The sequence below is a fragment of the Maridesulfovibrio ferrireducens genome, from assembly GCF_016342405.1.
GTDB lineage: Bacteria > Desulfobacterota > Desulfovibrionia > Desulfovibrionales > Desulfovibrionaceae > Maridesulfovibrio > Maridesulfovibrio ferrireducens_A.
On the sequence record NZ_JAEINN010000004.1, the window covers coordinates 187,276 to 212,308 of the forward strand.

The window sequence follows — 25,033 nt, forward strand, 5'->3', positions numbered from 1 at the left end:
CACTTTTCTATTCAAAGCAGAATTCAATTGTGAATTTGCCGTTATCGGTTGTGAAGGGGATAGCCATAACAGCTGAGGATGTTACATGTGTGATAGTATGATTGTCACCTATGATAACGGTTGGGGTTGAACCCTGAAGTTTGTAGCCTTGTTCGGTTAAACCAGCTCTTGCCTGCCCTGAAACCATGTTGGTTATTTCACCCACAGCGTCTTTGACATCCTGCATGAGATCTTGAATATCGTCTCCAAGCATGTTTTTTACTATCTGAACTGCACATTTTTTTTCGAATGAGATAGAGATGCTTCCGTTTACATTCCCTGTAAATCCAACAACTCCAGTCACGTCTCCAGAAGCAATGTTTCCTTTTTTAACAAAGGGTTTTCCGGCCTTTGGGGTGACCATAGCCATCATAGAGAGAATATCTATGGTTGCTTTTATGAAGGGCTTTGCCAGCTCAACGTTCATTACAAGACTCCTTAAAAAAGTTCTTATTTAAAAAAATAAATAGTGATATTGAATTACTATGAAATTGCCTCGCAATTAACGGAAGGCATTGTTTGCTTTTTGTTTTAATATAATTATAACTCAAGAAGTAAAAGTATTTTTATCCTTTTGGCAATAAAAAATGAATGCTTTATTTTAGCTATGTCCATAATTATATTTTTGCGGATAAACTTCTTACGAGGTTATTTTGTGTAAACGGAGTAACTCTTTGCTGTTCAAAGGGGTTTGAATTTAAATTATAATTTAGTTTAAGTGAATCTTTTTTCTATGCCGTTGATGAGTATTTTGTCAATTAATGCTGAAATTTTAATGGTTTCTTTCATGTGGTGCAGGTTTGACCGTCTGCTCAAATTTAAGTAGTTGAATATTTCAGAATATGATGGGACTGAGCGTTTTGCGCATGGTTCAAAATTTATATGTAAAAAATAAATAATGTTCATTCAAGGATATAAATCGATGTCAGATAATATTACCGAGTCCACAGGTCCGAAAAACTTCATTGCAGCTATTATTGAGAAGGATAATGAAACTGGAAAGTATGACGGAAGAGTTGCGACTCGTTTTCCACCTGAGCCGAATGGATATCTTCATATCGGGCATGCTAAATCTATCTGCCTGAATTTCGGACTGGCCAAGGATTTTGGCGGAACATGCAATCTCCGGTTCGACGACACTAACCCGGCAAAAGAAGAAGTCGAGTATGTAGAGTCAATTCAGGAAGATGTCCGCTGGCTGGGGTTTGATTGGGAAGATCGGCTTTATTATTCGTCAGATTATTTTGAGCAGTTGTATGACTTTGCAGTGCAGCTGATTAAAGACGGCAAGGCATATGTAGACAGTCTCAGTGCGGAAGAAACCCGTGAATATCGCGGAACTCTGACTGAACCGGGCAAGGACAGTCCATACCGTACACGGTCGATCGATGAGAATCTGGATCTTTTTGAACGGATGAAAAATGGTGAATTTGCAAATGGTGAACATTTGCTTCGCGCAAAAATCGACATGGCTTCACCTAATATGATAATGCGTGATCCTGCTTTATACAGAATCAGAAAGGTGGATCATCATCGCACCGGTGATAAATGGTGCATCTATCCCATGTATGATTTTACGCATTGTATTTCTGATTCAATTGAGAAGATTACCCATTCTGTCTGTACACTGGAATTTGAAAATAATCGTCCTTTATATGATTGGGTCCTTGAGAATCTCGGCATATACAGACCTCAGCAGATTGAATTTGCAAGGCTGAACCTCAGCTATACTGTAATGAGTAAGCGCCGTTTGATTCAGCTTGTTGAAGAAGGATATGTTTCCGGCTGGGATGATCCGAGAATGTCTACTATTTCCGGTATGAGAAGGCGCGGATATTCTCCGGTTGCTATTCGTAATTTTTGCGAACGTATCGGTGTAGCGAAGGCAACCAATATGGTTGATTTTGCTCTTCTCGAGTTTTCTGTCCGTGAAGATCTTAATGCTCATTCTTCGCGTTATATGGGAGTTATCAATCCTCTTAAAGTGGTTATTGAAAACTATCCTGAAGATAAAACCGAAGAGTTTGAATTTCAGAATAATCCTGAAGATCCGGAAGCCGGAACACGTATGGTTCCTTTCTCTAAAGTTCTTTATATTGAACGTGATGATTTCATGGAAGATGCTCCGAAAAAGTTTTTCAGGCTTGCTCCGGGGCGTGAAGTTCGTCTCCGCTATGCCTACTATGTAAAGTGCACTGATGTTATAAAGGATGAAAACGGCGAAGTTGTTGAACTGCGTTGTACTTATGATCCTGACACTCGGGGCGGCTGGTCCAAAGACGGCAGAAAAGTAAAAGGAACTTTGCATTGGGTTTCTGTAGCTCATGCAAAAGAAGTTGAAGTGCGTTTATATGAACATCTGTTTACCAAAGAAAATCCGATGGATAATAAAGATGGATCTGATTTCAAAGATCATATTAATCCGGATTCTCTTAAAGTTTTGCCTAAATGTTATGTTGAACCAATTTTGGGCGAGGTTGAGCCTGGATTCAGATGTCAGTTCGAAAGGGTTGGTTATTTTTGTGTAGATAAAGACTCCACTCCTGAAAAGCCTGTTTTTAACAGGACCTCTACTCTTAGAGATACTTGGAAAAAAATAGAAAAAAAGCAGGGCGGCAAATAAATATAATTGCACTCAGGCGATTAATGTAATTCGTTCTGCCCGGAAATCTTTTTTGATTTCCGGGCAGTTTTGTTTTTAGAGAACGCTTATTTTGTTTATAAAATATTTTTTTACTGCTGTTTGAAGGGTGAAACATTTTTTTAAAAATGTTATTCAGTACATATTAAATGAGTTGATAAATTTATTATTTAAAAAGGTGATAAATGTTTTTTTTCATGAAATGGAGGTCGGAGGATGAGTCCTGAAATTGATAACGGTTCCAGACTTGCTATTGCAATTGCCGGACGGAGTAATGCAGGCAAGTCTTCAATTATCCGGGCCCTTTCGGGGGTTGAAGGGGATGAAGTTCTCCCCGTTGCTCAAGAGGATGAAATGTATCCTCTGACCAGAACTGAGATTTCTCCGTTAGGACCGGTAACGATTTATGATACCGATGCTCATGTTCCTGGCGATGACAAAACAATATTGATTAAAAAGGCTTTATATAGTGTAGATGTCGCCGTAGTCGTTACGGATGAATCCGGCATTGCTGATGAAGAGCGGGAACTTACGACCCTTTTGCTTGAAAGAAGAATTCCTTGTGTCATGGTTTTTAATAAGGCTGACATAAGGCGGCCTAGCCTTGCTGATATGGAGTTTTGCGGATCAAGAGGGATCAGGTTCGTTGCCACGTCAACAGTAGACGGGCGGGGGATTGAGCGGCTTAAAAAGTCGATAATGGCTTTGGCTCCTGAAGAAAATTTATTGGACCCGGTTCTTGCCCGTGACCTGATAGGCAAGGGCGATTACGTGATTTGTGCTATTTCAGATGACCCGGTTTCGCCTAAGGGAAGGCTCGGACTGCCAAAATCGCAGGTCTTGCGGGAAATACTTGATGTCGGGGGAATTGCTGTTCTTGTTAAGGAAGGAGAGCTTTTTCAAACTATTTCCGGACAGAAAAGACGACCTGCATTGGTTATTGCTGATTCGCAAGCAGTGAAAAAAGTTATGGATATTATTCCTGCGGATGTTCTTTTAACCACTTTCCCTATTTTATTTGCCCGCCATAAGGGGAACCTTGAGCAACTTGTTCAGGGCGCAAATGCTATTGACCAGCTTAAAGACGGTGACAGGATTTTAATCGTTGAAGCCTGTCCGCATCATCCAAAGGCTGAAGATTTTAGCAAAGAGATGATTCCTGATCGTATTGCAGGATATTCCGGTAAGAAAGTAACTTTTGAATTAAAAACAGGGTGCGGTCTTCCGCTTGATCTTTCCCGTTATCAGTTGGTTGTTCATTGTGGTGCCTGTATGACAGAACGGGTTGATATGCTTAGGCGTATACGTGATTGTGAAAGACAGCAGGTGCCTATCACTAATTACGGGCTGGCTGCTGCGAAGGTTGACGGCACGTTGAAAAGATTGGTTGAGCCTTTCTTTAAAGATGAAGCTGAAGAGAAGGATGTCATAAGCGGGAAAATTAATGTTTTCAGAGGAAGCAATTCACGGGCAATGCATTTGGTGGTTCCTGCTGAGATTTATCCTGAAAAAGCTGTCCCTTTTAATTTAATGTATCTTTTCGGTGATATTGATGTAACCAAAAAGCATATTGGATTTTCATCTCTTCCCTTTGCACGTGGTGGACAGCAGAAGATTCGTAAATTTGTTGAAAAGCATGGGTATTGTTTTTATAAGTGGCCTGGAAGAGTGTTGGGACCTGATCTGGGAGGGATGCTTGAGCCTGATGAAGATAGCTCTAAATAGTGGTCTGTTGTTGCAACATTCCTAGATAAATAGAATTATTAAAGGCTGTGATATAATGAATTGGGCTATAAAAATTTGTTTTTTCTTTGTTGTATTTGGGGCGATAGTCTTTTTCAGCCCCCTTTCAGAGACTTGTTTTGCCGATTCAACTGTAATTGGTTTTATTGCGGACGGGTCAGCCTTGGACGATGATTCTTATAACTGTATGACTGTTGTCGGTTTAAGACGTTTGCAAAGTGATTATGACGTTAAAGTTCAAGTTCGCTGCGGAGGGTTTACTGCGCAATCCTTTGCAAAGGGGCTTAATTCATTACTTGATAAAGAAATAAAAATAATCGTTATTAATGCTTCAACTCATCGTGATCTTATTGTTGCAACAGTGAAGACTCACTCGGATGTCACTTTTATTTTGAATGGGGTGGCTGTTACCGGTTATCCCAATGTTTCTTCTCTTCATTTTGGACAGAGAATGGGGTCGTGTCTGGTTGGCGCCCTTTGTGGGTGGCAAAGCAAAACTGGAAAAATTGGTTTTATAGGTGGTAACGAGAGCCCTGTCATATTGGAATTTTTGTGTGGCTTTAAGAAGGGCGTGAAGCTTGCCGGTGAAAAAGTTGATGTGGATGTCAAATTTGTTAGAAAAGGTCTTTCGGTAACTGGTTTTGAAGACCCCCATCACGGAAATGAATTAGCTAAAGCTATGTACGCTTCAGGTGTGGACATTATTTATTCGGTAGCCGGGCTTTCGGGTAACGGAATTATTTATGCTGCACAGGAATCTGGAAACTATGTGGTTGGTGTTGATTCCAATCAAGATTACATGGCGAAAGGTAATGTTCTTACAAGTATGATGAAGCTTCTTGATGTAGCTGTTTATCAAGAAGTTGTATCTGTTTTGAAGGGAAAATTTACTTCAGGTGTGAAAGAATATGATCTGTTAAACGGCGGCGTAGCTCTTACAGATATGAAGTTCAGTAGGCATCTGATCTCAAAAAAGATTAGAGATAAGCTTAAAATCATGGAACAGCAGTTAATATCTGAAAAGATCTTTTTTGACTGCTCGGGAATATAAGTTGGCGGCATTGATCTGAATGTTTAAATTTTCTAAAATAAGATATGGGATAACCCTCGGCGTGTTGTTGATAATGACTGCGGTTTTAGTCCCTTTAGGCTATTTTGCAGCAACTCGGCATCATGAATCTTCCGTTCAGGCCCTTTATTCACGGGGTGAGGGAATAGTTTCCTTTGTGGCTTTTGCAAGCAGTGAAGCCATTTTTAAATTTAAATTTTACCGATTGGATGAATTGACGCGAGGGGTTTGCATCGCTCCGGAAGTTGATTATTGCGCTATTTATCAACCTGACGGCTCTGTATATAGTGAGTACGGAAATATTTCTTCCGAATCTGTCGACAATATTTTGAATGTTGAAAAACGCATTTTAAAAGATGGAGAATTGCTCGGATTTGTTCGTGTTGGAATGCTTACAGATTCAGTAGATGAAAGCTTTAGCGTAGCCATACGTAATCTAGTTTTAATTTTTTTGGGTGTCCTAGTTGTTGCGGGACTGAGTATAAATTTTTTTCTGGGTAGATTTTTTATTTCTCCGATAATCAAATTGTCCGAACAGGCTGTCAACATCGGCCAGAACAGGTTTGAAAAGCTTGACGGTATGAACCGGACAGATGAAATTGGTTCTCTTGCTTTAGCCCTTAATACTGCGAGTGATAAGTTCTATCAGCTTAATTTTGAATTGGAAGAGATGGTAGTTGAGCGAACGAGAGAGCTTTGTGATGCAAATATTAAGCTAAGTGAGGAGAATAAGGAGCGTGTACGGGTTCAGAATAATTTAACCTCAGTTCTTGATGAACTTTCTTTTGCAGTTCAGGAGCTTGAGAAGGCAAAAGAAAAAGCTGAAACGGCCAGTCGCTTTAAAAGTGAATTTCTTGCCATGATCAGTCATGAAATAAGAACCCCTATGAATGCTATTCTCGGAATGGGTGACTTGCTTATTGAGACAGGTCTTGATTCTGAGCAGATGGGATATGTTGAAATTTTTAGAGGTTCAGGGGAACTCTTACTTAAAATTATCAATGATATTTTAGACTTTGTTCAAATTGAGTCCGGTCAGATAGATCTTGTTCCTGTCCCTTTCAATCCTTCGCGTGATGTTCAGAGCGTGTGCAAAAGCGTTGCTCATTCCGCTCATGCTCGTGATATTGAGATTATTTGTGACGTTGATATTAATGTTCCTGTTCAGGTAATCGGAGATCCCGTGAGAGTACGGCAGATTCTGATGAATATTGTATCTAATGCCGTTAAATTTACTTCCAGCGGGGAAGTTGAAGTTCGGCTCAGTCTTCAAGAGTCAAGTGAAGATCATGATCAGCTTTTATTTACAATCCGGGATACCGGAATAGGTATTTCTGAAGGTAAACTCAGTAATATTTTTGATAGTTTCGTTCAGGTGGACGGTTCAACTCGTCGTGAGTACGGTGGAACCGGGCTTGGACTTGCTATTGCTTCTCGTCTGGCGGGACTGATGGATGGCAAAATCTGGTTTGAAAGTGAGCGGGGGAAAGGAAGCGTTTTTTATTTTTCAATTCCGTTCAGGAAGTCTGTTTATGAACCTGATATAGGCGTGGTTGATTTTTCAGGAACTAAGGCTTTACTGGTTGATGATAATAATACGGTCCGGGAAGTTCTTGCCCGCAGGCTGCAGGCTCTTGGAGTTTCAGCAACTGTTTCAATAAATGCTGCAGAAGGGCTGGATTATCTGAAGGGAGCTAAGGATCGTAATGAATCATATAATTTACTTCTTATTGATAGTGAAATGCCGGATATGTCAGGAGTGGATTTTCTTTCCGAGGCTCAGCAGCAAGGATGGCTTCAAGGTCTTGTTGCTATAATGTTTTCCGCAGGTTGCACAGAACATGATCGTTACGAAGCCAGAGCAAAGGGTGCTGATTATATTTTGATTAAGCCTGTTTTTGATGTTGATCTTGTCCATTGTCTTTCTGGAACGATTCCGGATACGATTTGTCCCGTTTTGAAAGTTCTTTTGGTAGAGGATAACGAAGATCATCGTAATATTCTGGAAGTTTATATAAAAGACACCGGAATGGAAGTGACTTCTGCTACAGATGGACTTAGAGCTGTTCAGTTGTTTGCGGCTAATCAATATGATCTTGTTTTTATGGATGTGGATATTCCCGTGCTGAGTGGTATTAAAGCCGCATTAAAGATGCGCGAAATTGAGGCCGTAGAAGGTAGAGCCCGGGCTGAAATTGTCGCGCTGGCAGCACATGTTTTGGGAAATTCACAATCTGAGAGCTTTAATGCCGGGTGTGATGGATTTATTTCTAAGCCGATAAGGCGGGAGACTATCCGTTCTGTTGTGATGGCTGTTGCAGAAGGTGGAAAACTCCCGAAAGAAGTTAAAGTTTCAGAGTAGTCGAAGCTTGGAGATAATGTGCAGAAAAAAATATTCACAATTGATGAGAGTGTGAGATCTTTGATTCCTCATTTTGTAATTCATCAATACGCTGAATTGGAACTGATGGAAAAAAATCTGGAAAATGGCAACATGGAAGAAGTCAGCCGGTTAGGACATAGCTTAAAAGGAGCTGCCGCAAATTTTAATCTGGAGCCTCTTCGTAAACTTGGAGTGGCTATTCAGGATGTTGCTAAAATGGGAATGAACGATGCTCTTGCTCCGTTGCTTGCCAGATATCGTTTGTATCTTGAAGAACTGAAATCCATGGAGAGTTGAGTTCAGGAAGAGTTACAACTTTACTTGTAGGGTTTAAGTTCCAATCCGCAGGCACTTGCTGCCGCAATCATTGTGTCATACCATTTGGCATTGCTAGCAACAAAAGTCTTTTTGGTTTCTCCTGAATATTTTGCTTTGTGCTGAGCATTTCCCTTAAAGGGGTAAAGCGGCTCTCCGTATTTGAAAATAGTTTCTGCTATTATTTTTAAAGGATTAGTCAGGTTGTATCCTGTTTTTATTTCTGCAAGCGGAGACAGTCCTAAACTCAATATTTTTTTGTCTTCTTCCCGGAATTTTACGACAGCCTCCAATACAGTCATGACCGAGGTTCCATTGACTGCATCTGCGCAAATGCGGTCGAAATTGTGATAGTAACCAGTGATATTCCCTTTTGAGTATATAGGGTCAAACCCAGCAAATCCTGTTAATCTGTTTTTTTGTCTTGCCCAGAAGAAACGTCCATCAATTTCATCTTTGTCAGGCATTGGACGAGTCAGGAATGACAGTTCTTTTCCACCTCTTCTTTTTAGCCACTCTTGGCAGAGAGTATTCACTTCGATTTTGTTCATTTCCGACAGTTTTTTTTCCTCGATTTCTACTCCGGCTTTTAAAGCCTTATTGCGCCAGTGTCTTAGCGAAGCTTTCTTTCGTCCTTCAAGAGAAAATGATTGGATATTAAATTCGCTTTCAATTCCCAACTGATAAATTTTGTATCCCTGTCGATAAAGAGTTTCTGCCAAAGCCTCATCAATCTGAATCAAAGTCAGTTTTTCAAAAGACTTTTGTAGCGAGTCAATAAGTATACTTTGTACCGACGGGTGGGCAATTGGATTAGAAAGCAGGATTGCGTGACTTGTTGGCGAGAATATCGTTCGGATATTAACCCAGGCAACATAGCCAATGGATTCCCAAATAGCGTAGTTCATTCCTGGTTGCAGGGTGGAGTATGACATGCATCTGTTTCCGTAATTCCTAATGTACGGCAAAAGATCTTTTTTAATATTTATATCCGTGCCCGGAATAAATTTAAATTTTGGAAGTTTGTTTGTATTCATATTTTTCGGGGTTACATGTTCTCATCTAAATCTAACTCATATTTATAAAATATACCAAATATAATTATAAAAAATCGAGCTTGCACGGTAGCTTTTTTTAAAATAGAGCACGGATAAAAAATAAATGTTTTGTATGGGAGAAAAATGATTAATTCCATTTGCAGGCTTATTGAGCGTCATTTTTTGTTACTAGCGATAGCTCTCAGTGCTGCCGCATATATCGAACCAACATTGTTTACATGGTTGAAGCCGCATATTGCTTTATGTCTCGGCATTATTATGTTCGGCATGGGACTTACTCTGGAAGTTAAAGATTTTGCTTCCGCCATCAGGAATTATAAGGCTGTGGGGCTTGGAGTTGCTTTGCAGTATGCGGTTATGCCTATACTGGCGGTTACTTTATCGTCTCTGTTGGGGTTGCCGCAAGAGGCGGTGATCGGAATGGTCGTGGTGGGGGCTTGTCCCGGTGGAACGGCTTCTAATGTTATAGCACATCTTGCTAAAGCCAATGTTGCTCTTTCCGTAACCATGACCTTGATTTCAACCTGTCTGTCACCAATTCTCACTCCCGCGATTATTTATCTTGTGTTGAACCAACAGATTGAAATTCCCTTTTTACCAATGGTTGAATCGGTATTCTGGATTGTGGTTTTTCCGCTTGTTGACGGACTTATATTCAGAAAACTTTTCCGCAAAAAAATTGATCCGATTATACATATATTCCCGAGTCTCTCCATTTTGGTTATAGCTTTGCTGATTGCCTGTATTATCGGGCTTAATCATGACATGCTGGCAACTTTCCCCGTGTTGGTTTTTGTTGCCGTTGTGCTTCATAATCTTGGGGGGCTTGCTGCTGGTTACTGGGGGGGCAGGATTACGGGGTTGTCACATAAAGACAGTCTTACTCTTGCCATCGAAGTGGGGATGCAGAATTCCGGCCTTGGGGTTGCTTTGGCTACGAAATATTTTGGCGCTGCCAGTGCTTTGCCCGGAGCTCTTTTCAGCTTGTGGCATAATATTTCAGGGGTTTATCTGGCAAATAGAAACCGAAAGGTATCAGACAAGTAATTAAAAACCCCGCCCTTAAGAAAGGGCGGGGTTTTTTTTAGCAATTCGGGACGGATACAGCTAAACCTGCTTCTGAAGTTTCTTTGTATTTACTGCTCATATCTTTGCCGGTTTGGGCCATGGCGGCAATTGTTTCATCCAGAGTAACTTTGTGGAATTTTCTGTTTTCAACGGTCGCGATCAGGAATGCGTTATAAGCTTTCACAGCTCCCATGGCATTTCTTTCAATACATGGGATTTGCACGTATCCGCCTACAGGATCACAAGTCATTCCAAGGTGGTGCTCCAAAGCTGTTTCAGCAGCATTCTCCGTGCGCCAGAATTTGAATCCAGCGGCGTAGGTGATAAGAGCTGCCGCCATTGAAGATGCAACTCCGATTTCGCCCTGACATCCAACCTCAGCTCCGGCGATGCTCGCGTTATGTTTGGCAATAAAACCCACAGCTGCCGCGGCGAGCATTCCTCTGCGAACCATGTTGCGGCTTACCCCTGCGTCTTCTTCAAGGGCGTAAACTACAGCTGGGATAACCCCTGCTGAACCAGAGGTCGGTGCTGTTACGACAATATGTCCTGCCGCATTTTCTTCGGAAGCAGCAAAGGCATAAGCGTTTAACCTGATCAAAAAGTTAGATGGATCTTCATACCCTTTTGGGGTGGAGGTGATGAGCGTTTTCGCCTTTCTGTGCAGTCCTAATGTCCCGGGAAGAACTCCTGTTGCGGCCAGCCCTTTGTTTACAGCTTTTTTCATGATATCCAAAATGTTATCGAGCTTTGCTATTACGTCTTCTTCAGAAGTTTCGGTAATGGCTTTTTCATTTTCCAGGATAACTTCATGGAGACGCTTTTCTGTCTCTGTAAGAATTTCTTTCAATTCCTCCATATTGCCGTATTTATAGATAGGGGCCCGTGTAAGAGCAGGTTTTTGACCTTTCCATTTAATAAAACCACCACCGATAGAATAATACTCCTGTTCAAAAAGAATTTCATCTCCGTTTTTAAGACATATTAGCAGAGTATTACTGTAGGGAAAGTCGTTTTTAACTTCGGCAAAGATAACATTTTTTATAGAGAGCGGCAGAGAAATTTTTCCACTTTCAAATTGGTGTTCAATGCCGTCGGCAAGGCTGTCCAGAAAGTCGCAATCGACTGTGTCCGGCGAGTTTCCAAGCAGTCCAGCAATTACGGCTCTATCAGTTCCATGACCTTTACCTGTTGCGCTTAAGCTGCCGTAAAGTCTTACTTCTATTGAAGTCGGGTCTTTTTTGAATTGAATTTCTTTAACTGATTCGTTGAAGTTATATCCCGCTTTCATGGGTCCGATTGTGTGTGAGCTTGAAGGTCCCGGGCCGATTTTAAAAAGTTCAAAAACAGAAGTCGTGATAGCGGTCATAGAACCCTCCTTGACCATGGAATATGATTATGAAATTGCTATTAGCATATTGGATGGTTTTGAACAAACAAGTTTTAGCTTATGGAGTGGTGGAAATGATAGTTGTATCCGGCTGTCTTGCAGGGATTAAATGTAAATATAATGGTACAGAAAGCACTGATGAAACTGTTGTTGAGCTGGTGAAACAAGGCAAGGCTATTCCCGTATGCCCTGAACAGTTAGGAGGGCTGCCAACGCCTCGTCCTTGTTGCGAATTTGTCGGGGACAGAGTGCTTACAACTTTAGGTATAGATGTAAGTGAGCAGTTTTTAAAAGGTGCAGAAGAAGGTTTGCGGTTAGCAAAGCTGGTCGGTGCAAAAAAAGCAATCCTCAAATCGCGCTCCCCATCGTGTGGGTGCGGTAAAATATATGATGGAACTTTCAGTGGTAGGTTAATTGATGGCGACGGACTTTTTTCCGCTATGCTTAAAGAGAATGGGATAACTGTCGAATCTGTTTAATACAAAATCCCCGGGATCATCGCAAATAGAATGATTCCGGGGATTTTAATTGCTTTAGAAAATTAAACAGTTAAGCACGTTTAGTGAATAATTTTATTTTCTTTAATCAATTGCTTGGCAACGTTCAAATCGTAGAGAGCCAGAGGGTTGCGGTCTGAGCCTCGCTCTTTATATTCTTCGGCTGCTTCAAGGATAACGTCGTATGGAAGCCATTCGTGTTTATCCCAGATAGTAGGATTTTCATTGCTCCACAGTCTGAATTCAATGTCAGTACTGTCTTGGCTTTCCCTGACATACATGCGGGTTTCTCGGGTCTGGAGGGATGGATAGTAATATAATCCGCGTTCATCTTTCATATTTAAGCACTCCCTTTTGTTTTGCGAAGTGAAAAAGAACTACCGTTAGGAGTTGCGATAATTCCAAATCCTGAAAGGACTCTGTTTAGCGATCTGCCGAAAAAGAAATCCATTGACTCCGCAGGTAATCCTGATTTTTCAACAAGTAATTCTCTTATTGATTTGTCATAAACCAGCATTTCAAGAAGATCTAGTTGTAATTCAGCGCTGTTTTCCCATTTTTCAAGGATTTTTTTAGCGAGTTCCGCCAATTGTAGAGGAGCGCATTTAAGTTCGTGCTCTTCGATAATTTCAAAGACCGGATGTCCTTCAGGAAGCACATCTTTTCTGGTGATTCTGTCTTTGTCATACATTTTTCGAAGAGGCTCAGGATCTCCGCAAAAAAGAGTCTTGCACTCAATAGGTCTATCTTTGTAAATACGACAAGCCTGAGTTGACGGAGCCAGGAATTTGCATGTCCATTCCTGTCCGACTCCTTTGATTTTCAGAATTTCACTCGCCAATGGGACAACTGCGCCCTCAGGCTGATCATAAGCCAGTTCGCCTATTCTTAGAGTCACTATGTCAGTCAGGTCTATTCCGCCTTCGATACTGAGAAGGTGGAGGTCCTGCGAGTGAAGAGCCGGGCCGCCTTTGCGACAACATGTGCCGCATTGTTTGCATTCTTTCATAACTTTAAGGTCACTTTTTCAAGTTTATGTTGCTGGTTATTGAATTTTTTTGTAGGTAATATTGCTAATGACGCATCTGGCGTCGAGAAGAGTAAATACGCTGATAAAGGTATGCTTGGCAAGCCTAGGTTTATCTACTCTAAAACCTTGCCTGAGTTGACAAAGGGCATAATAGTTCCTTATCTCACCTGCTAGGTTGTTTTTTTTTTCACTTAAGGGTATCGTGCCCTCCCTTACATCGTTATGATTTAAGGGGTCTCGAATTAAGATGAGGAAGCAACTGGGTTTAGACCGAATTTTCGGTTCTCTAAATCGGATGCCTAATTGTATCGGTAGGTATATCTATTAAACTTTATGGAGGTTTAAGGGAATGGCGAAACACAAAACTCCCTTGTTGGACCAGCTAGAAAGCGGGCCCTGGCCTAGCTTTGTGTCTGACTTGAAGCTGGAAGCGAGCGCTAGAGCCAAAAATGAGAAGGGCGTGAATTATCAGATTCCCGTTGAAGTCTGTGAAGACCTTCTTGGCGTTCTAGAGCTATCTTACAACGATGGTGAAACACATTGGAAGCACGGCGGAATCGTAGGCGTATTCGGTTACGGAGGCGGCGTTATCGGTCGTTACTGTGACCAGCCTGAAGCATTTCCTGGTGTAGCTCATTTCCACACAGTCCGTGTGGCACAGCCTACAGGTAAATATTACACCACCGCATTCCTACGTCAGATTACTGACATTTGGGACATGCGTGGATCAGGTCTGACCAACATGCATGGTTCCACAGGTGACATCGTCTTCCTTGGAACAACCACTCCTCAGCTCGAAGAAATTTTCTACGAACTGACTCATGAGGCAAATGTTGACCTTGGTGGATCCGGCTCCAACCTGCGTACCCCTGCAGCATGTCTTGGTAAATCCCGTTGTGAGTACGCTTGTTACGACACACAGGCAATTTGCTATGACATGACTATGGAATTCCAGGATGAACTTCATCGTCCAGCTTTCCCTTACAAATTCAAATTTAAATTTGATGGTTGTCCTAACAGCTGTGTTTGCGCACTTGCTCGTTCTGACTTCTCAGTTGTAGGTATCTGGCGTGATGAAATCCGCATCGATCAGGAAGCTGTTGCAGCTTACATCGGCGGAGAATTCGCTCCTAATGCTGGCGCTCACTCCGGTGGAAACTGGGGTAAGTTTGATATCCAGTCTGAAGTTTGTGACAACTGCCCAAGCAAGTGTATTAAATACGCTGACGGCAAACTCACAATCAATGACAAAGAATGTGTACATTGTATGCATTGTATCAACACCATGCCTCGTGCATTGATGATTGGTAATGATCGTGGTGCATCCATCCTTTGTGGTGCTAAAGCTCCGATTCTTGACGGTCCTCAGCTCAGCTCTCTTTTGATTCCTTTCATCAAGGTTGAAGAACCTTTCACCGAAGTTAAAGATGTTGTTGAAAATATCTGGGACTGGTGGATGGAAGAAGGTAAAAACCGTGAGCGTCTTGGTGAAACCATGCGTCGCATGGGCTTCCAGAAACTTCTTGAAGTTACCAATACCAAGGCTGATCCAAGACACGTACAGGAACCTAGACACAACCCTTACATCTTCTGGAAAGCGGATGAGGTTGCTGGTCCTTGGGAACGTGACGTTAACGAATACAGAAAAAGACACCAGAGATAACTCGGGAGGACAGATATGGCGTTCGTATCTTCTGGCTATAATCCAGATAAGCCGATGGAAAACAGAATCTCGGATATTGGACCTCGTGATTATAATGAGTTCCTTCCTCCGGTTCTTAAAAATAACTATGGACAGTGGAAATACCACGATATCCTCGAGCCAGGCATTCTGCTTCACGTAGCAGAATCAGGCGATGAAGTTTACACAATTCGTTGCGGTACTGCTCGTCTTATGAGTATTACTCTTATCCGCGAAATGTGTGACATCGCTGATGCTCATTGTGATGGTCACCTGCGCTTCACAACACGTAATAACGTTGAGTTCATGGTTGATTCCAAGGACAAATGTGACGCACTTAAGAAAGACCTTCAGTCCCGTAAGTTTGACGGTGGCAGCTTCAAGTTCCCAATAGGTGGAACAGGCGCTGGTGTTTCTAACATCGTTCATACTCAGGGTTGGGTTCATTGTCATACACCTGCAACCGATGCTTCCGGTACTGTTAAAGCCATCATGGATGATCTCTTCGAAGAGTTCACCGGCCATAACATGCCTGCTATGGTTCGTATCGCTGTTGCTTGTTGTCTTAACATGTGTGGTGCTTGTCATTGTTCCGACATCGCTGTTGTCGGTATTCATCGCAAGCCTCCTATCATTGACCATGAATACCTCGACAACCTTTGCGAAATTCCTTTGGCAGTTTCAGCTTGTCCTACCGGCGCTGTTCGTCCTACTAAGATCGAAATCGACGGTAAACAATTCAAGACTGTTGCTATTAAAGAAGAGCGTTGCATGTTCTGTGGTAACTGCTACACAATGTGTCCTTCACTGCCTCTTTCCGATAAGGAAGGCGACGGTATTGCTCTGATGGTTGGTGGTAAGGTTTCTAACCGTATCAGCATGCCTAAGTTCTCTAAAGTTGTTGTTGCATTTATTCCTAACGAACCTCCTCGTTGGCCTACACTTACTAAAACTGTCCGCAAAATCGTGGACGTTTACAAAGCAGATGCTAACAAGTACGAACGTCTGGGCGACTGGGCAGAGCGTATTGGTTGGGAACGTTTCTTCGAAAAGACTGGTATCGAGTTTACTCCCCATCTTATCGATGACTTCCGTGATCCAGCTTATTACACTTGGCGTCAGTCCACTCAGTTCAAGTTCTAGGAATTGAGAATATAGGGGCGCGGCAAAGTGCCGCGCCCTGTTTTAAAAAAAGGGGCTAATTATGGCGATCGAGCTAGAATCTGCAAAAAAAGTAATTATGGACTTCCTAGTTTCAAAGACCGGGGCTAAAAGCAAATTTTACTTCAATGATTTTACCAAACTTTTCCCTGATGAAAAGGGTCGTGACGTTAAAAAAGTCCTGACTGCACTCGTTAAGGAAGAAAAAGTTGTATATTGGTCAAGTGGTAGCACTACCATGTACGGCATGTCCGGCGCTGGTAAACAGGGCGGAGCTGAGGGCGAATAGACCTTTTTAGGCCTAGAGTCTTGAATGCCTTGTCCAATTTTTTGGACAGGGCATTTTTAGTTTTGAATTCCTATCGTTGACTTAGCGGGTAAATGTTTTATGAATTTTCCTCGTCTTGTTCTCGCCGGACTTAGCGGCGGCACTGGTAAAACCATTGTCACTCTGGGTCTTTGTAGAGCTTTTAAAAATCTCGGCAAGAGTGTGAAACCCTTTAAAAAGGGGCCGGATTATATTGATGCAAAATGGCTGGGACTGGCTTCCGGGCAATTTGCGACAAATCTGGATCCTTTTTTAATGTCTGTTGATAAGCTGAAAGCCTTATTTCTTGAGAAGGGGCAAGGGGCAGATATATCAATAGTAGAAGGGAACAGAGGTCTTTTTGATGGTAAAGATGTGGAGGGAACCTGTTCCACCGCTGAACTTGCCAGAATAATAAATGCCCCCGTGATTTTAGCGATTGATTGTACTAAAATGACTCGCACTGTTGCAGCCATAGTCGCCGGTTGCAAAGCATTTGAAGACGGTTTTAATCTCGCAGGAGTTATCCTTAATCGTACAGGCGGTGATCGGCATCGTAATATTCTGCAAAAATCTATCGAAACCTATACAGACGTTCCTGTTCTTGGAATGCTTCCTAAACTCAGCAAAAATCCTATCCCTGAACGCCACATGGGGCTTGTTTCCAACACAGAGTATGGACCACAAGATGAATCCTTAGAAATACTTGGGAAAATGGCACAGGATTGCATTGATCTTGATAAAATTTTTGAGATTGCTTCAAATTCAGGCAATATCCCGCAAAATGAGGAACCTCTTTGGTCTGGTATAGAGCTCGTAAGTGAAGAACATCCTGTAATAGGTGTGGTTCGTGATGAGGCTTTGTGGTTTTACTATGAAGAAAATCTCGAATCTTTGACAAAGGCCGGTGCTAAAATCGAGGAAGTTTCACTTATATCGGATGATCCGTGGCCTGAAATTGATGGTCTTTATCTTGGTGGAGGATTTCCTGAAACACTTGCACCTGAACTCTCTGCGAATAAAGATAGAAGAGAGCACGTCAGTAAATTAGCTGATTCAGGACTTCCAATTTATGCTGAGTGCGGTGGTTTTATGTATCTTGGCGATGACGTCGAATATGAAGGGACGAAATATCCGATGGCAGGAGTTTTGCCTCTATCAACCTGTTTATGCGCCAAACCTCAAGGGCTTGGGTATACCGCAGGAAAAATTATTCAGGAAAATATTTTCTTTCCAGCCGGAACCGAGATTGTCGGTCATGAATTTCATTATTCTCTTTGTATCAGCAGAACAGATTCGAACCCTTCTTATGCTTTAAAGCTTAGTCGCGGGAAAGGCATGGCTGATGGATTTGACGGGATGATTAAAAATAATGTTTATGCCGGTTACAATCATATTCATGCCCTTGGTGCGCCATGCTGGGCTGGAAATTTTGTGAAGGCTGCGCTGCTATTTAAAAAGGAAAGAAAGTAATCAGGGCATATAAGCTCTGGCAATTTTGAAAATGTCATCATAATTAAGCTTGTTTCTTATTCCAATACACATTTCAGTAGCCATCTGCATTTTACGGTTAGAATATTTCAATATTTCCTTACTTTGTGCTGTTAAATTTAATCTGAGAACTCTGTGTTCAAATCCGTCAATTACCTGAGTAAGGCCGTTCGCATAAAACGGGGTTTTGATGTGCGGTATGAATTGTTCAAGTTGCTGTTTTCCTTCTTTGCGACTCAGTATGATGTGGAAAAGCATTTTCACGAGCAGTCTGTCACCCTGAAGTTTATGGTCGAATTCCAGAAGAACATTCTGGTCGGATTCTTTATCATTCAATCCGTCCAATAATCCGTGAGCCAGAGTGAATGCTTTTTTTTCAGAGATAAGTGCTGTCGGGTATTGCGATGCCATGCGAACGAAAGATATTCGGGGATTTTCCTGTGAAGACATTGCAAGCAAGGCAATACACATGGAAGACAGTTTGCGTGAGTATTCGTCAGAAATTGTTTCAGATTTTGCTTCAGCCAGACGGCGGATGATCGTTTCATCCAGTTCTGAAAATCCTGTTTCAAGCAGATGTTTTATAAACGGTTCGCGAGTGTATTTAATTTCTTCATCAAGTACTTTTTTGCTGCGCTTGACGTCGATAAGTTTTTTAATTGAAAGCCAATAGGCAGCCAACCCTTCGGCAGGCATTTCTAAAATGTCAAAATCTTTTTGTTCTTTCATTGGATTTCCTTGTATTTCCTATTGTCTGATTGTAACTGAATTTGTTCGGGAAACAAAGTCCACTTGTTATAGATTTTGATATTGAATTTTTTCAAATAGCAGGGAATTAAATATGATTGTATTACCGGAATTTGATACCACCGCTTTTCAGATTGGACCGCTTAAAGCCAACTGGTACGGCCTTATGTATATGATAGGGTTTGCCTTTGCGTGGGGTCTTGGTCGCTATCGCGCGTCAAAGCCGACTAATAACTGGACTCCTATACAGGTTGATGACCTTATCACATGGCTTGTTGTCGGTTTGGTTGTGGGGGCACGAGTCGGTTATTGTCTCATATATGAACCTGCCTATTTTATTGCGCATCCTGTTGATATTTTAGCTGTGTGGAAAGGCGGAATGTCTTTTCACGGCGGGGCGGCTGGTGTTGCTATTGTGGCTTGGAGATTTGCTAAATCCACTGACAGGGCAACTCTTGATGTCGGTGATTTTATGACACCGCTTGCGCCGCTTGGGTTGCTTTGCGGTCGGATCGGTAACTTTATTAATGGTGAGCTGTGGGGGCGGACCACGGACGTTCCTTGGGGAATGGTTTTTCCAAGTCAGCGGGCCGGTGATCTGCCGCGCCATCCTTCTCAGCTTTATGAAGGTGCTCTCGAGGGTCTTTTATTATTTTTAATTTTGTGGGTCTGGTCAGCAAAACCGCGTCCGAGAGGAACGACCACAGGTTTATTTTTAATTGGATATGGAATATTCAGGGCGTTTGTAGAATTTTTCAGGCAACCTGATCCGCAGTTGGGATTCCTTGCCTTCGGTTGGCTTACTATGGGACAATTGCTTTGTGTTCCTATGATTCTGGTCGGGCTTCTACTTTTTGTCTGGGGAGTCAAGAAGGGGCCTGTTCCTCCGGCAGCGAAGGCTTAGGTCTCGAAAAAGATTTTTTATATACAAATTATTCTCATTTTGAATTAATTACCCGCATTTTTTTCCGGTTTTTCTGGAAAATGCGGGTTTTTTGTTTGCAAAAAAGGGTTATTGCTGTTTTTTTGCTTATTGTTATTAGTTTTTGTTTAATTATGTTATACTAAATTAGGTGAAAAATATTTTTAAAGAAGCATTTGATATCTAAACATAAATTTATTTACTATATTTAGGCTTCAAAAAATATGCGGTTACTATATTGATAAGTGTGCAAACGGAGTTACTATATACTATAGAGCAATTTAAAAAACGAGGTGTATCATGTCACCTACACAAAATGCTGACTTAAACTCTATTGGTGTTGTTCTCGCCGCAAATGGTGAGGTTTTTCTTCAGTCTGATTCCGGTATGAGGACGGTTCAATCCGGTGCTCCTGTTTATGCGGGCGAGGAATTGATTACCGGACCTGGAAGTACTGCGGAAATCCGGTTTGTTGACGATACTCTTCTTTCTCAAGGGGCGGATTCTTCAATCTCCCTTGACGACTATATATATGATAACACGGACGACACAGCGTCCGAACTTCTCTTTAAAATGAGTCAGGGAACTTTCCGTATGGTGACGGGTAAGATTGCTGAACAGAATCCGGAAAGATTCAAGGTCGGTTCTCCTCTTGCGACTATCGGAATTAGAGGAACGATTACTGTTCATGAAATCGGCCCGGATGGCGAAAAGCACGGGGTTGAAGAAATTCACAGTGGTAAGGCTTTGTTGATTCAAAGTATCGACGGTCAGATCCGTCAGATTTCAACGCCTCGTGCGTTGGTGGATATTGCTGCATCCGGTCTTATGAGTACGGTCCGTCCAATGACGATTCAGGAATTTGAAGAGTTCCAGTCTATCGCTCCCGCAGCTATTCAGGCTGAACAGGAAATTCAGGAACAGCAAGATCAGGAAGATCCAGATCAAAAGGATCAGCAGGACGAAGGTGATCAGCAGCAAGGTGAAGGCGAAGGTGAAGGTGGAGAACCTGATGCTGACGTAAGTGTTATGCTGGGTGATGTTTTTGGTGGTGAATTCGGTTTAGAACAATCAGTTGATGCCTTTATGCTCGGACTTGCTCAAGATGCTTTGGATGCCCTTGCTCAGGGTGATTTAGTCACAGCGCAGGAATTACTTCAAAAGCTGGAAGATATTCCGACCGACGATGATATTCTAGAGTTGATCGAAAATACCGGGACAGGTGATATTCCTGATGATGGGGAAGGGCATACGCATACCTCGGATGACGGAATTACCTGGGTTCTCGGTACTTCCGGTGATGATACTTTGATAGGTACAGAGAATACTGACTATATTAACGGTCTAGGCGGAAACGATACGATTCATGGATTGGGTTCAAATGATACTCTTTATGGGGATACTGGAAACGATACCATTTTCGGCGATCACGGGAATGATTATATTCTCGGTGGAGCCGGCGATGATACGATTGGCGGTGACAGCGGAACGAATACCCTGAATGGTGGCGAAGGACTTGACTATGTATCATACGCAAGTTCCTCTGCGTTTGTTACTGTGTGTATAGATTCCGGGACCGCAGAGCATGGTGATGATATTGATTATCTAACAAGTTTTGAAGGCGTAATCGGTTCAAGTTATAACGATTCTTTTTTTGGTGGAACCAATGCCGCCACATTTATCGGTGGTAATGGAAATGATTTTATAGAAAGTGTAAATAACTTTGACGTAACATCGTACGAAGATGCAACCGGTGGAGTTTCTGTTAACTTGGACTTAAGCTCCGGTGAGGCGTTTGGAGATGGTACAAATTATTCAGGAATAGGGATAGATACTCTTCGTGATGTAAATAACGTGATAGGCTCCGGTTATGCGGATAGTTTGCTTGGTAATGGAAATGCTAACACTATCACCGCAGGCGCCGGTAACGATACCCTTACTGGTTTAGTGGGGGCTGACCTGCTGATCGTAGGTTCTGGTAATAATGAAATCCGTTACACTTCTTCGGGACAGGGAGGAGATACTGTGACAAATTTCATTTCAGCTAACGATACTTTCAAGTTCAGCTCCGCCAGTTACAGTTCCGGCGCATTCCAGCAGGTTGCCGATTATGCTGAGACCGGTACTGGGGCAACCGGTTCTGGAGCTTATTTTATCTATGATCCGACTAATGATAAATTGTTTTATGATTCAGATGTTACCGCTGGTGTAGTAGGAGAGCTTATTGCCACGGTTGATGAGGTCAATGCAAGTGATATTGTTTTGTATTAATCTCTGAATCTTAATTCTACTTATAAGGCCGCTTCGTTTTTTGCGAAGCGGCCTTTTTACTTCTATACGACTGGTGGCATTTGAAGAAAAATAACTATTTTTTTAATGGGTACTATGTCAGGCTAAACGGAAATTGATACTTGAAGCAGGTCGCATTAGAATTTGAAACAGAAAGTCACAGACAAGGTAGCAAATGAATAAAATAGATGTAATCCTCGGCAAAATTGACGATCTAGAGAGAGATCTTCGCGGTGAATTGCGGAATGTGCAAAATAAATTTTTTTATACGGTACAGGAAAGAAAAGTCCGTTTCAGTGCGGAGGTAAAGGCCGCTCATCGGGAGTTTGCCGCTAGATGGGTTGATTATGTATATGATTCAGGGGTCTGGGTTATTCTAACCCTGCCGTTTATCTGGATGCCTATTGTTCCGGCTTTAATTCTGGATGTTACGGTCTGGCTGTATCAGCTTATGTGCTTCCCTGTTTACGGAATTCCGAGGGTGAAACGTAGAGATTACGTTGTGCTTGATCGCCATACTCTAAGGTATTTAAACTTAATTGAAAAAGCTAATTGCTTTTATTGCAGCTATTTTAACGGACTTATCGGGTTTGTGCGTGAGGTTGGGGCAAGAACAGAGCAGTACTGGTGTCCTATTCGTCATGCCCGTCCGGTTAAGTCGGTTCATAGCCGTTATCGTCATTTTTTCAAGTATGGTGATGCTGAAGGATATCGCAAAGGATTAGCTGAAGTGCGTGAAACTTTTGATGATACTGAATAGTTTTAAATTATGCTTTCTAATAAAAAAGGTCGCTTCAGATAATCTGAGGCGACCTTTTCCAGTTTTATGTAACGAGTCAGCTTTGTTTATTTAAAAAACTTTGAGCATATTCATCATGACAATTGCAACAAGTAGCGGGCTTACATACTTGATGAGGAAGAATAATACATCGACAACTTTTTCGTTTTTGATGAGTCCATGATTGCTAAGCTCAGCTTTGAATCTGTTTTTACCAAATACCCAGCCGGTGAAAATGCAGATGAGCAGTCCGCCTGCGGGCATGCAGAGATTGGAGGAAAGAAAATCGAAAAGGTCAAAGAAGTTCATACCGAAAACTTTTACATCTTTGGTCAGACTGCTTGAAAGTGCAGCGGGTGCACCTAGAAGCATTATCAGCAGTGCTGTTGTGAGGGTGGCTGCCTTGCGCGACATTTGGCGCGCCTCACAAAGGTAGGCAACCGGCACTTCAAAGAGAGACAGCATTGCCCCTGTTGCTGCTACAGCTGTTAATATAAAGAAGAGAACTGCGAACAGATGGCCCATAGGCATGGATGCGAACACCGCAGGGATTGTGATGAAAAGCAGAGAAGGTCCTGCTGACACATCAAAACCGTATGCGAATACGGCCGGAAAAATGGCGATACCTGCCAGCAGGGAGATCAGAAGATCTGCTAGGACTACGCGGGTTGCTGTTAAAGGAATGTTCTGGGAATTTTTAAAGTATGAGCCGTATGTCATCATGGTTCCCATCCCGATGGAAAGTTTGAAGAAGGCAAGCCCCATTGCCATCAGAATGACAGAGCCGGAAATTTTGGAGAAGTCGGGGGCAAAAAGAAATTCAAGTCCTTTTTCTGCTCCGGGTAGAGTCAGGCTTCTGCCGCAGATGACAAGCAGCAGTAAAAAGAGAATAGGCATCAATTTAATGGTGACCTTTTCAATACCTTTGGAAATACCGAAAGTGATGATTATTGACACAAATATGATTACAAACCATTGCCAGCCGATTGATTGAACTGGATCAGAAATAAGATCTGCAAATGCCGTTGAGGCTATTGTGGGGTCGGTTGTAAGAATCGAGCCTGAAATTCCTTTGAATATATAAGCAAAAACCCATCCAGCTACTTCGGTGTAGAAGCAGAGAATTAAAAAAGCAGCAACAACTCCGGATATTCCGACAATCCCCCAAGGCTGACCTTTGGGAGAAAGTTTGCGCAGAGTGGTGATGGCATTTGCTTTGACTGTACGGCCCAGCATAATTTCTGAGATCATAACCGGAAGGCCGACAACAACTGTGCAGGCGAGGTACACAAAAAGGAAACTGGCCCCGCCGTTTGTTCCGGTCATGGACGGAAATTTCCAGATGTTTCCGAGGCCGACAGCAGAACCTAAAGTGGCGGCAAGCATTCCAAGATTTGATGTAAAGGCATCTCTTACTGAATGTCCGGCTTTGTGGTGTTTATCGCTCATATTTTATACTTCCTGAAATGTAATATTTAAAAAACTAAAAACGCCCTACCACCAAGTCGAGCAGTGTTCAACAGTTAAATAAGTATATTATTTTGTATAACACTGTTTTTTTAGTTCTATAATAAAATATATGTTTTATGTGCCTGTTATTTTTCTTGTTTCTTAAAAAAAGTCTCCGCATTGTAAATGGGGAGACTTTTTTATTAATGTAGTTTTAAATTCAAAAAGGTTAGATTGCGTCTTCGAGTATTTTTTTGAATCGTGAGGTGACACCGCTAACTATTTCAGACTGGTGAGTGTTGTCACCGCCCGCATAAACTGCAACCTGTGATTTTTCACGGGCTCGATATGCGGTGAATCCGGTTTCTTCATTATATTTTTTGATTTGAGTGTCACCGAAGTTGATCACGTATTTTTTTCTTTTGGCAAGTGAATCAACAAGTCCTATCGCAATGTCCGCGACCATGATGTAGGTGTCTTCGGTAGAATAGCTTCCGAGAACTGCTCCGACTGTAGCACCTCCGGCAGTGCCGAGTATTGCTCCGTCCGTGCTGCTAGGGCTTTTGCCTCCGACATAACCACCGGCTGCCGCGCCAACCAGGCCGTATTCAATAGCCATGTTTGTGGATATCTGGCCGGAATAACGCATGTTGATATCAATATGAATACCGTATTTTTTGCCTTTGGTAATCTTGTACCCTTTTTCGATGTATGCTTTTTCAATATCATTGCGAAGAGCTTTCAGATTGACCGCAGGGTCACCGGAAGTGTTGCGGATAGATAATTTAATTGTCGGGTTTGAAAACTGTGACGGGTCCATGAACAGATTGCCGTTCATGTAGGAACCATACATCAAACCTGTGCCTTTTTCTCTGACCATTCCCATACGCTGTCTGGACTGACAACCGGAGAGGATCATTGTCAAAGCTATAATTGCCAGAAGAGCACTGAATATTCTTGTTTTATTTGTCATTT

Annotated in this window: 22 protein-coding genes; 14 read left to right on the forward strand and 8 right to left on the reverse strand. The window is 42.2% G+C overall.

From position 1 onward, the window contains the following. Positions 1–7 precede the first annotated feature (7 nt). Positions 8–466 carry a chemotaxis protein CheX gene (locus JEY82_RS06370; protein WP_092162599.1) on the reverse strand — a complete coding sequence of 153 codons (459 nt, stop codon included), beginning with the start codon at positions 464–466 and terminating at the stop codon, positions 8–10. A 495-nt stretch (positions 467–961) separates the two neighbouring features. On the opposite strand from JEY82_RS06370, the gene JEY82_RS06375 reads away from it, so the two are divergent. The 5 genes from JEY82_RS06375 to JEY82_RS06395 all read left to right on the forward strand — a co-directional run bounded on the left by JEY82_RS06375 (position 962) and on the right by JEY82_RS06395 (position 8,172). After that, on the forward strand, positions 962–2,662 hold the full coding sequence (locus tag JEY82_RS06375) for a glutamine--tRNA ligase/YqeY domain fusion protein (RefSeq protein ID WP_304083925.1): 1,701 nt from the start codon (positions 962–964) through the stop codon (positions 2,660–2,662). Between the two features lie 234 nt (positions 2,663–2,896). Continuing rightward, positions 2,897–4,405 (forward strand): [FeFe] hydrogenase H-cluster maturation GTPase HydF, encoded by a 1,509-nt coding sequence (gene hydF / locus JEY82_RS06380; RefSeq protein WP_304083928.1) that lies wholly within the window; start codon positions 2,897–2,899, stop codon positions 4,403–4,405. A gap of 55 nt (positions 4,406–4,460) precedes the next feature. After that, positions 4,461–5,474: a BMP family ABC transporter substrate-binding protein gene (locus JEY82_RS06385; RefSeq protein WP_304083930.1), complete on the forward strand. Its 1,014-nt coding sequence runs from the start codon at positions 4,461–4,463 to the stop codon at positions 5,472–5,474. A gap of 19 nt (positions 5,475–5,493) precedes the next feature. Then, a complete protein-coding gene (locus tag JEY82_RS06390; protein ID WP_304083933.1) occupies positions 5,494–7,854 on the forward strand; it encodes a response regulator in 2,361 nt (786 codons plus the stop codon). A gap of 18 nt (positions 7,855–7,872) precedes the next feature. Further along, entirely contained in the window at positions 7,873–8,172 is a 300-nt protein-coding gene (locus tag JEY82_RS06395; protein ID WP_304083936.1) for an Hpt domain-containing protein, read from the forward strand. A 20-nt stretch (positions 8,173–8,192) separates the two neighbouring features. On the opposite strand, the gene JEY82_RS06400 is transcribed toward JEY82_RS06395, so the two are convergent. Continuing rightward, the gene (locus tag JEY82_RS06400; protein ID WP_304083939.1) at positions 8,193–9,125 is read right to left on the reverse strand and encodes a DUF2156 domain-containing protein; all 933 of its coding nucleotides are present in this window, start codon (positions 9,123–9,125) and stop codon (positions 8,193–8,195) included. Positions 9,126–9,371: 246 nt separating this feature from the next. Here JEY82_RS06400 and JEY82_RS06405 point away from each other — a divergent pair, with 246 nt between their 5' ends. Further along, entirely contained in the window at positions 9,372–10,295 is a 924-nt protein-coding gene (locus tag JEY82_RS06405; RefSeq protein WP_304083942.1) for a bile acid:sodium symporter family protein, read from the forward strand. A gap of 37 nt (positions 10,296–10,332) precedes the next feature. Here JEY82_RS06405 and JEY82_RS06410 read toward each other — a convergent pair whose 3' ends face one another. Further along, the gene (locus JEY82_RS06410; protein WP_304083944.1) at positions 10,333–11,685 is read right to left on the reverse strand and encodes an L-serine ammonia-lyase; all 1,353 of its coding nucleotides are present in this window, start codon (positions 11,683–11,685) and stop codon (positions 10,333–10,335) included. A 95-nt stretch (positions 11,686–11,780) separates the two neighbouring features. On the opposite strand from JEY82_RS06410, the gene JEY82_RS06415 reads away from it, so the two are divergent. Further along, on the forward strand, positions 11,781–12,185 hold the full coding sequence (locus tag JEY82_RS06415) for a DUF523 domain-containing protein (RefSeq protein WP_304084070.1): 405 nt from the start codon (positions 11,781–11,783) through the stop codon (positions 12,183–12,185). An 80-nt stretch (positions 12,186–12,265) separates the two neighbouring features. On the opposite strand, the gene JEY82_RS06420 is transcribed toward JEY82_RS06415, so the two are convergent. Together JEY82_RS06420 and JEY82_RS06425 are read right to left on the reverse strand one after the other, a co-directional pair. Then, on the reverse strand, positions 12,266–12,541 hold the full coding sequence (locus JEY82_RS06420) for a hypothetical protein (protein WP_304083947.1): 276 nt from the start codon (positions 12,539–12,541) through the stop codon (positions 12,266–12,268). A 2-nt stretch (positions 12,542–12,543) separates the two neighbouring features. Continuing rightward, positions 12,544–13,212 carry a YkgJ family cysteine cluster protein gene (locus tag JEY82_RS06425; RefSeq protein ID WP_304083950.1) on the reverse strand — a complete coding sequence of 223 codons (669 nt, stop codon included), beginning with the start codon at positions 13,210–13,212 and terminating at the stop codon, positions 12,544–12,546. A gap of 370 nt (positions 13,213–13,582) precedes the next feature. Here JEY82_RS06425 and dsrA point away from each other — a divergent pair, with 370 nt between their 5' ends. The 4 genes from dsrA to JEY82_RS06445 all read left to right on the forward strand — a co-directional run bounded on the left by dsrA (position 13,583) and on the right by JEY82_RS06445 (position 17,855). Continuing rightward, complete coding sequence (gene dsrA, locus JEY82_RS06430) at positions 13,583–14,896, forward strand: dissimilatory-type sulfite reductase subunit alpha (RefSeq protein WP_304083952.1); 1,314 nt, start codon at positions 13,583–13,585, stop codon at positions 14,894–14,896. A 15-nt stretch (positions 14,897–14,911) separates the two neighbouring features. Then, the gene (gene dsrB / locus JEY82_RS06435; protein ID WP_304083955.1) at positions 14,912–16,057 is read left to right on the forward strand and encodes a dissimilatory-type sulfite reductase subunit beta; all 1,146 of its coding nucleotides are present in this window, start codon (positions 14,912–14,914) and stop codon (positions 16,055–16,057) included. A gap of 61 nt (positions 16,058–16,118) precedes the next feature. Further along, positions 16,119–16,364 carry a dissimilatory sulfite reductase D family protein gene (locus tag JEY82_RS06440; protein WP_304083958.1) on the forward strand — a complete coding sequence of 82 codons (246 nt, stop codon included), beginning with the start codon at positions 16,119–16,121 and terminating at the stop codon, positions 16,362–16,364. A gap of 99 nt (positions 16,365–16,463) precedes the next feature. Next, a complete protein-coding gene (locus JEY82_RS06445) occupies positions 16,464–17,855 on the forward strand; it encodes a cobyrinate a,c-diamide synthase (protein ID WP_304083960.1) in 1,392 nt (463 codons plus the stop codon). Here the strand turns inward: JEY82_RS06445 and JEY82_RS06450 are convergent, their stop codons facing one another. Beyond that, positions 17,856–18,602, reverse strand: a complete 747-nt coding sequence (locus JEY82_RS06450) for a hypothetical protein (RefSeq protein ID WP_304083962.1) — start codon at positions 18,600–18,602, stop codon at positions 17,856–17,858. It lies immediately after the preceding gene. Between the two features lie 112 nt (positions 18,603–18,714). Between JEY82_RS06450 and lgt the strand changes: the two genes are divergently transcribed. The 3 genes from lgt (at position 18,715) to JEY82_RS06465 (ending at position 22,591) form a co-directional block, all read left to right on the forward strand. Continuing rightward, positions 18,715–19,524, forward strand: coding sequence for a prolipoprotein diacylglyceryl transferase (gene lgt, locus JEY82_RS06455; RefSeq protein WP_304083965.1), 810 nt, complete (start codon positions 18,715–18,717; stop codon positions 19,522–19,524). Positions 19,525–19,842: 318 nt separating this feature from the next. Beyond that, on the forward strand, positions 19,843–21,813 hold the full coding sequence (locus tag JEY82_RS06460) for a FecR domain-containing protein (protein WP_304083968.1): 1,971 nt from the start codon (positions 19,843–19,845) through the stop codon (positions 21,811–21,813). A 193-nt stretch (positions 21,814–22,006) separates the two neighbouring features. After that, a complete protein-coding gene (locus tag JEY82_RS06465; protein ID WP_304083971.1) occupies positions 22,007–22,591 on the forward strand; it encodes a hypothetical protein in 585 nt (194 codons plus the stop codon). A gap of 90 nt (positions 22,592–22,681) precedes the next feature. Here the strand turns inward: JEY82_RS06465 and JEY82_RS06470 are convergent, their stop codons facing one another. Then, positions 22,682–24,058, reverse strand: coding sequence for a sodium-dependent transporter (locus tag JEY82_RS06470; RefSeq protein ID WP_304083975.1), 1,377 nt, complete (start codon positions 24,056–24,058; stop codon positions 22,682–22,684). A gap of 229 nt (positions 24,059–24,287) precedes the next feature. Beyond that, on the reverse strand, positions 24,288–25,031 hold the full coding sequence (gene traT, locus JEY82_RS06475) for a complement resistance protein TraT (protein WP_304083976.1): 744 nt from the start codon (positions 25,029–25,031) through the stop codon (positions 24,288–24,290). Between the last annotated feature and the right edge of the window lie 2 nt (positions 25,032–25,033).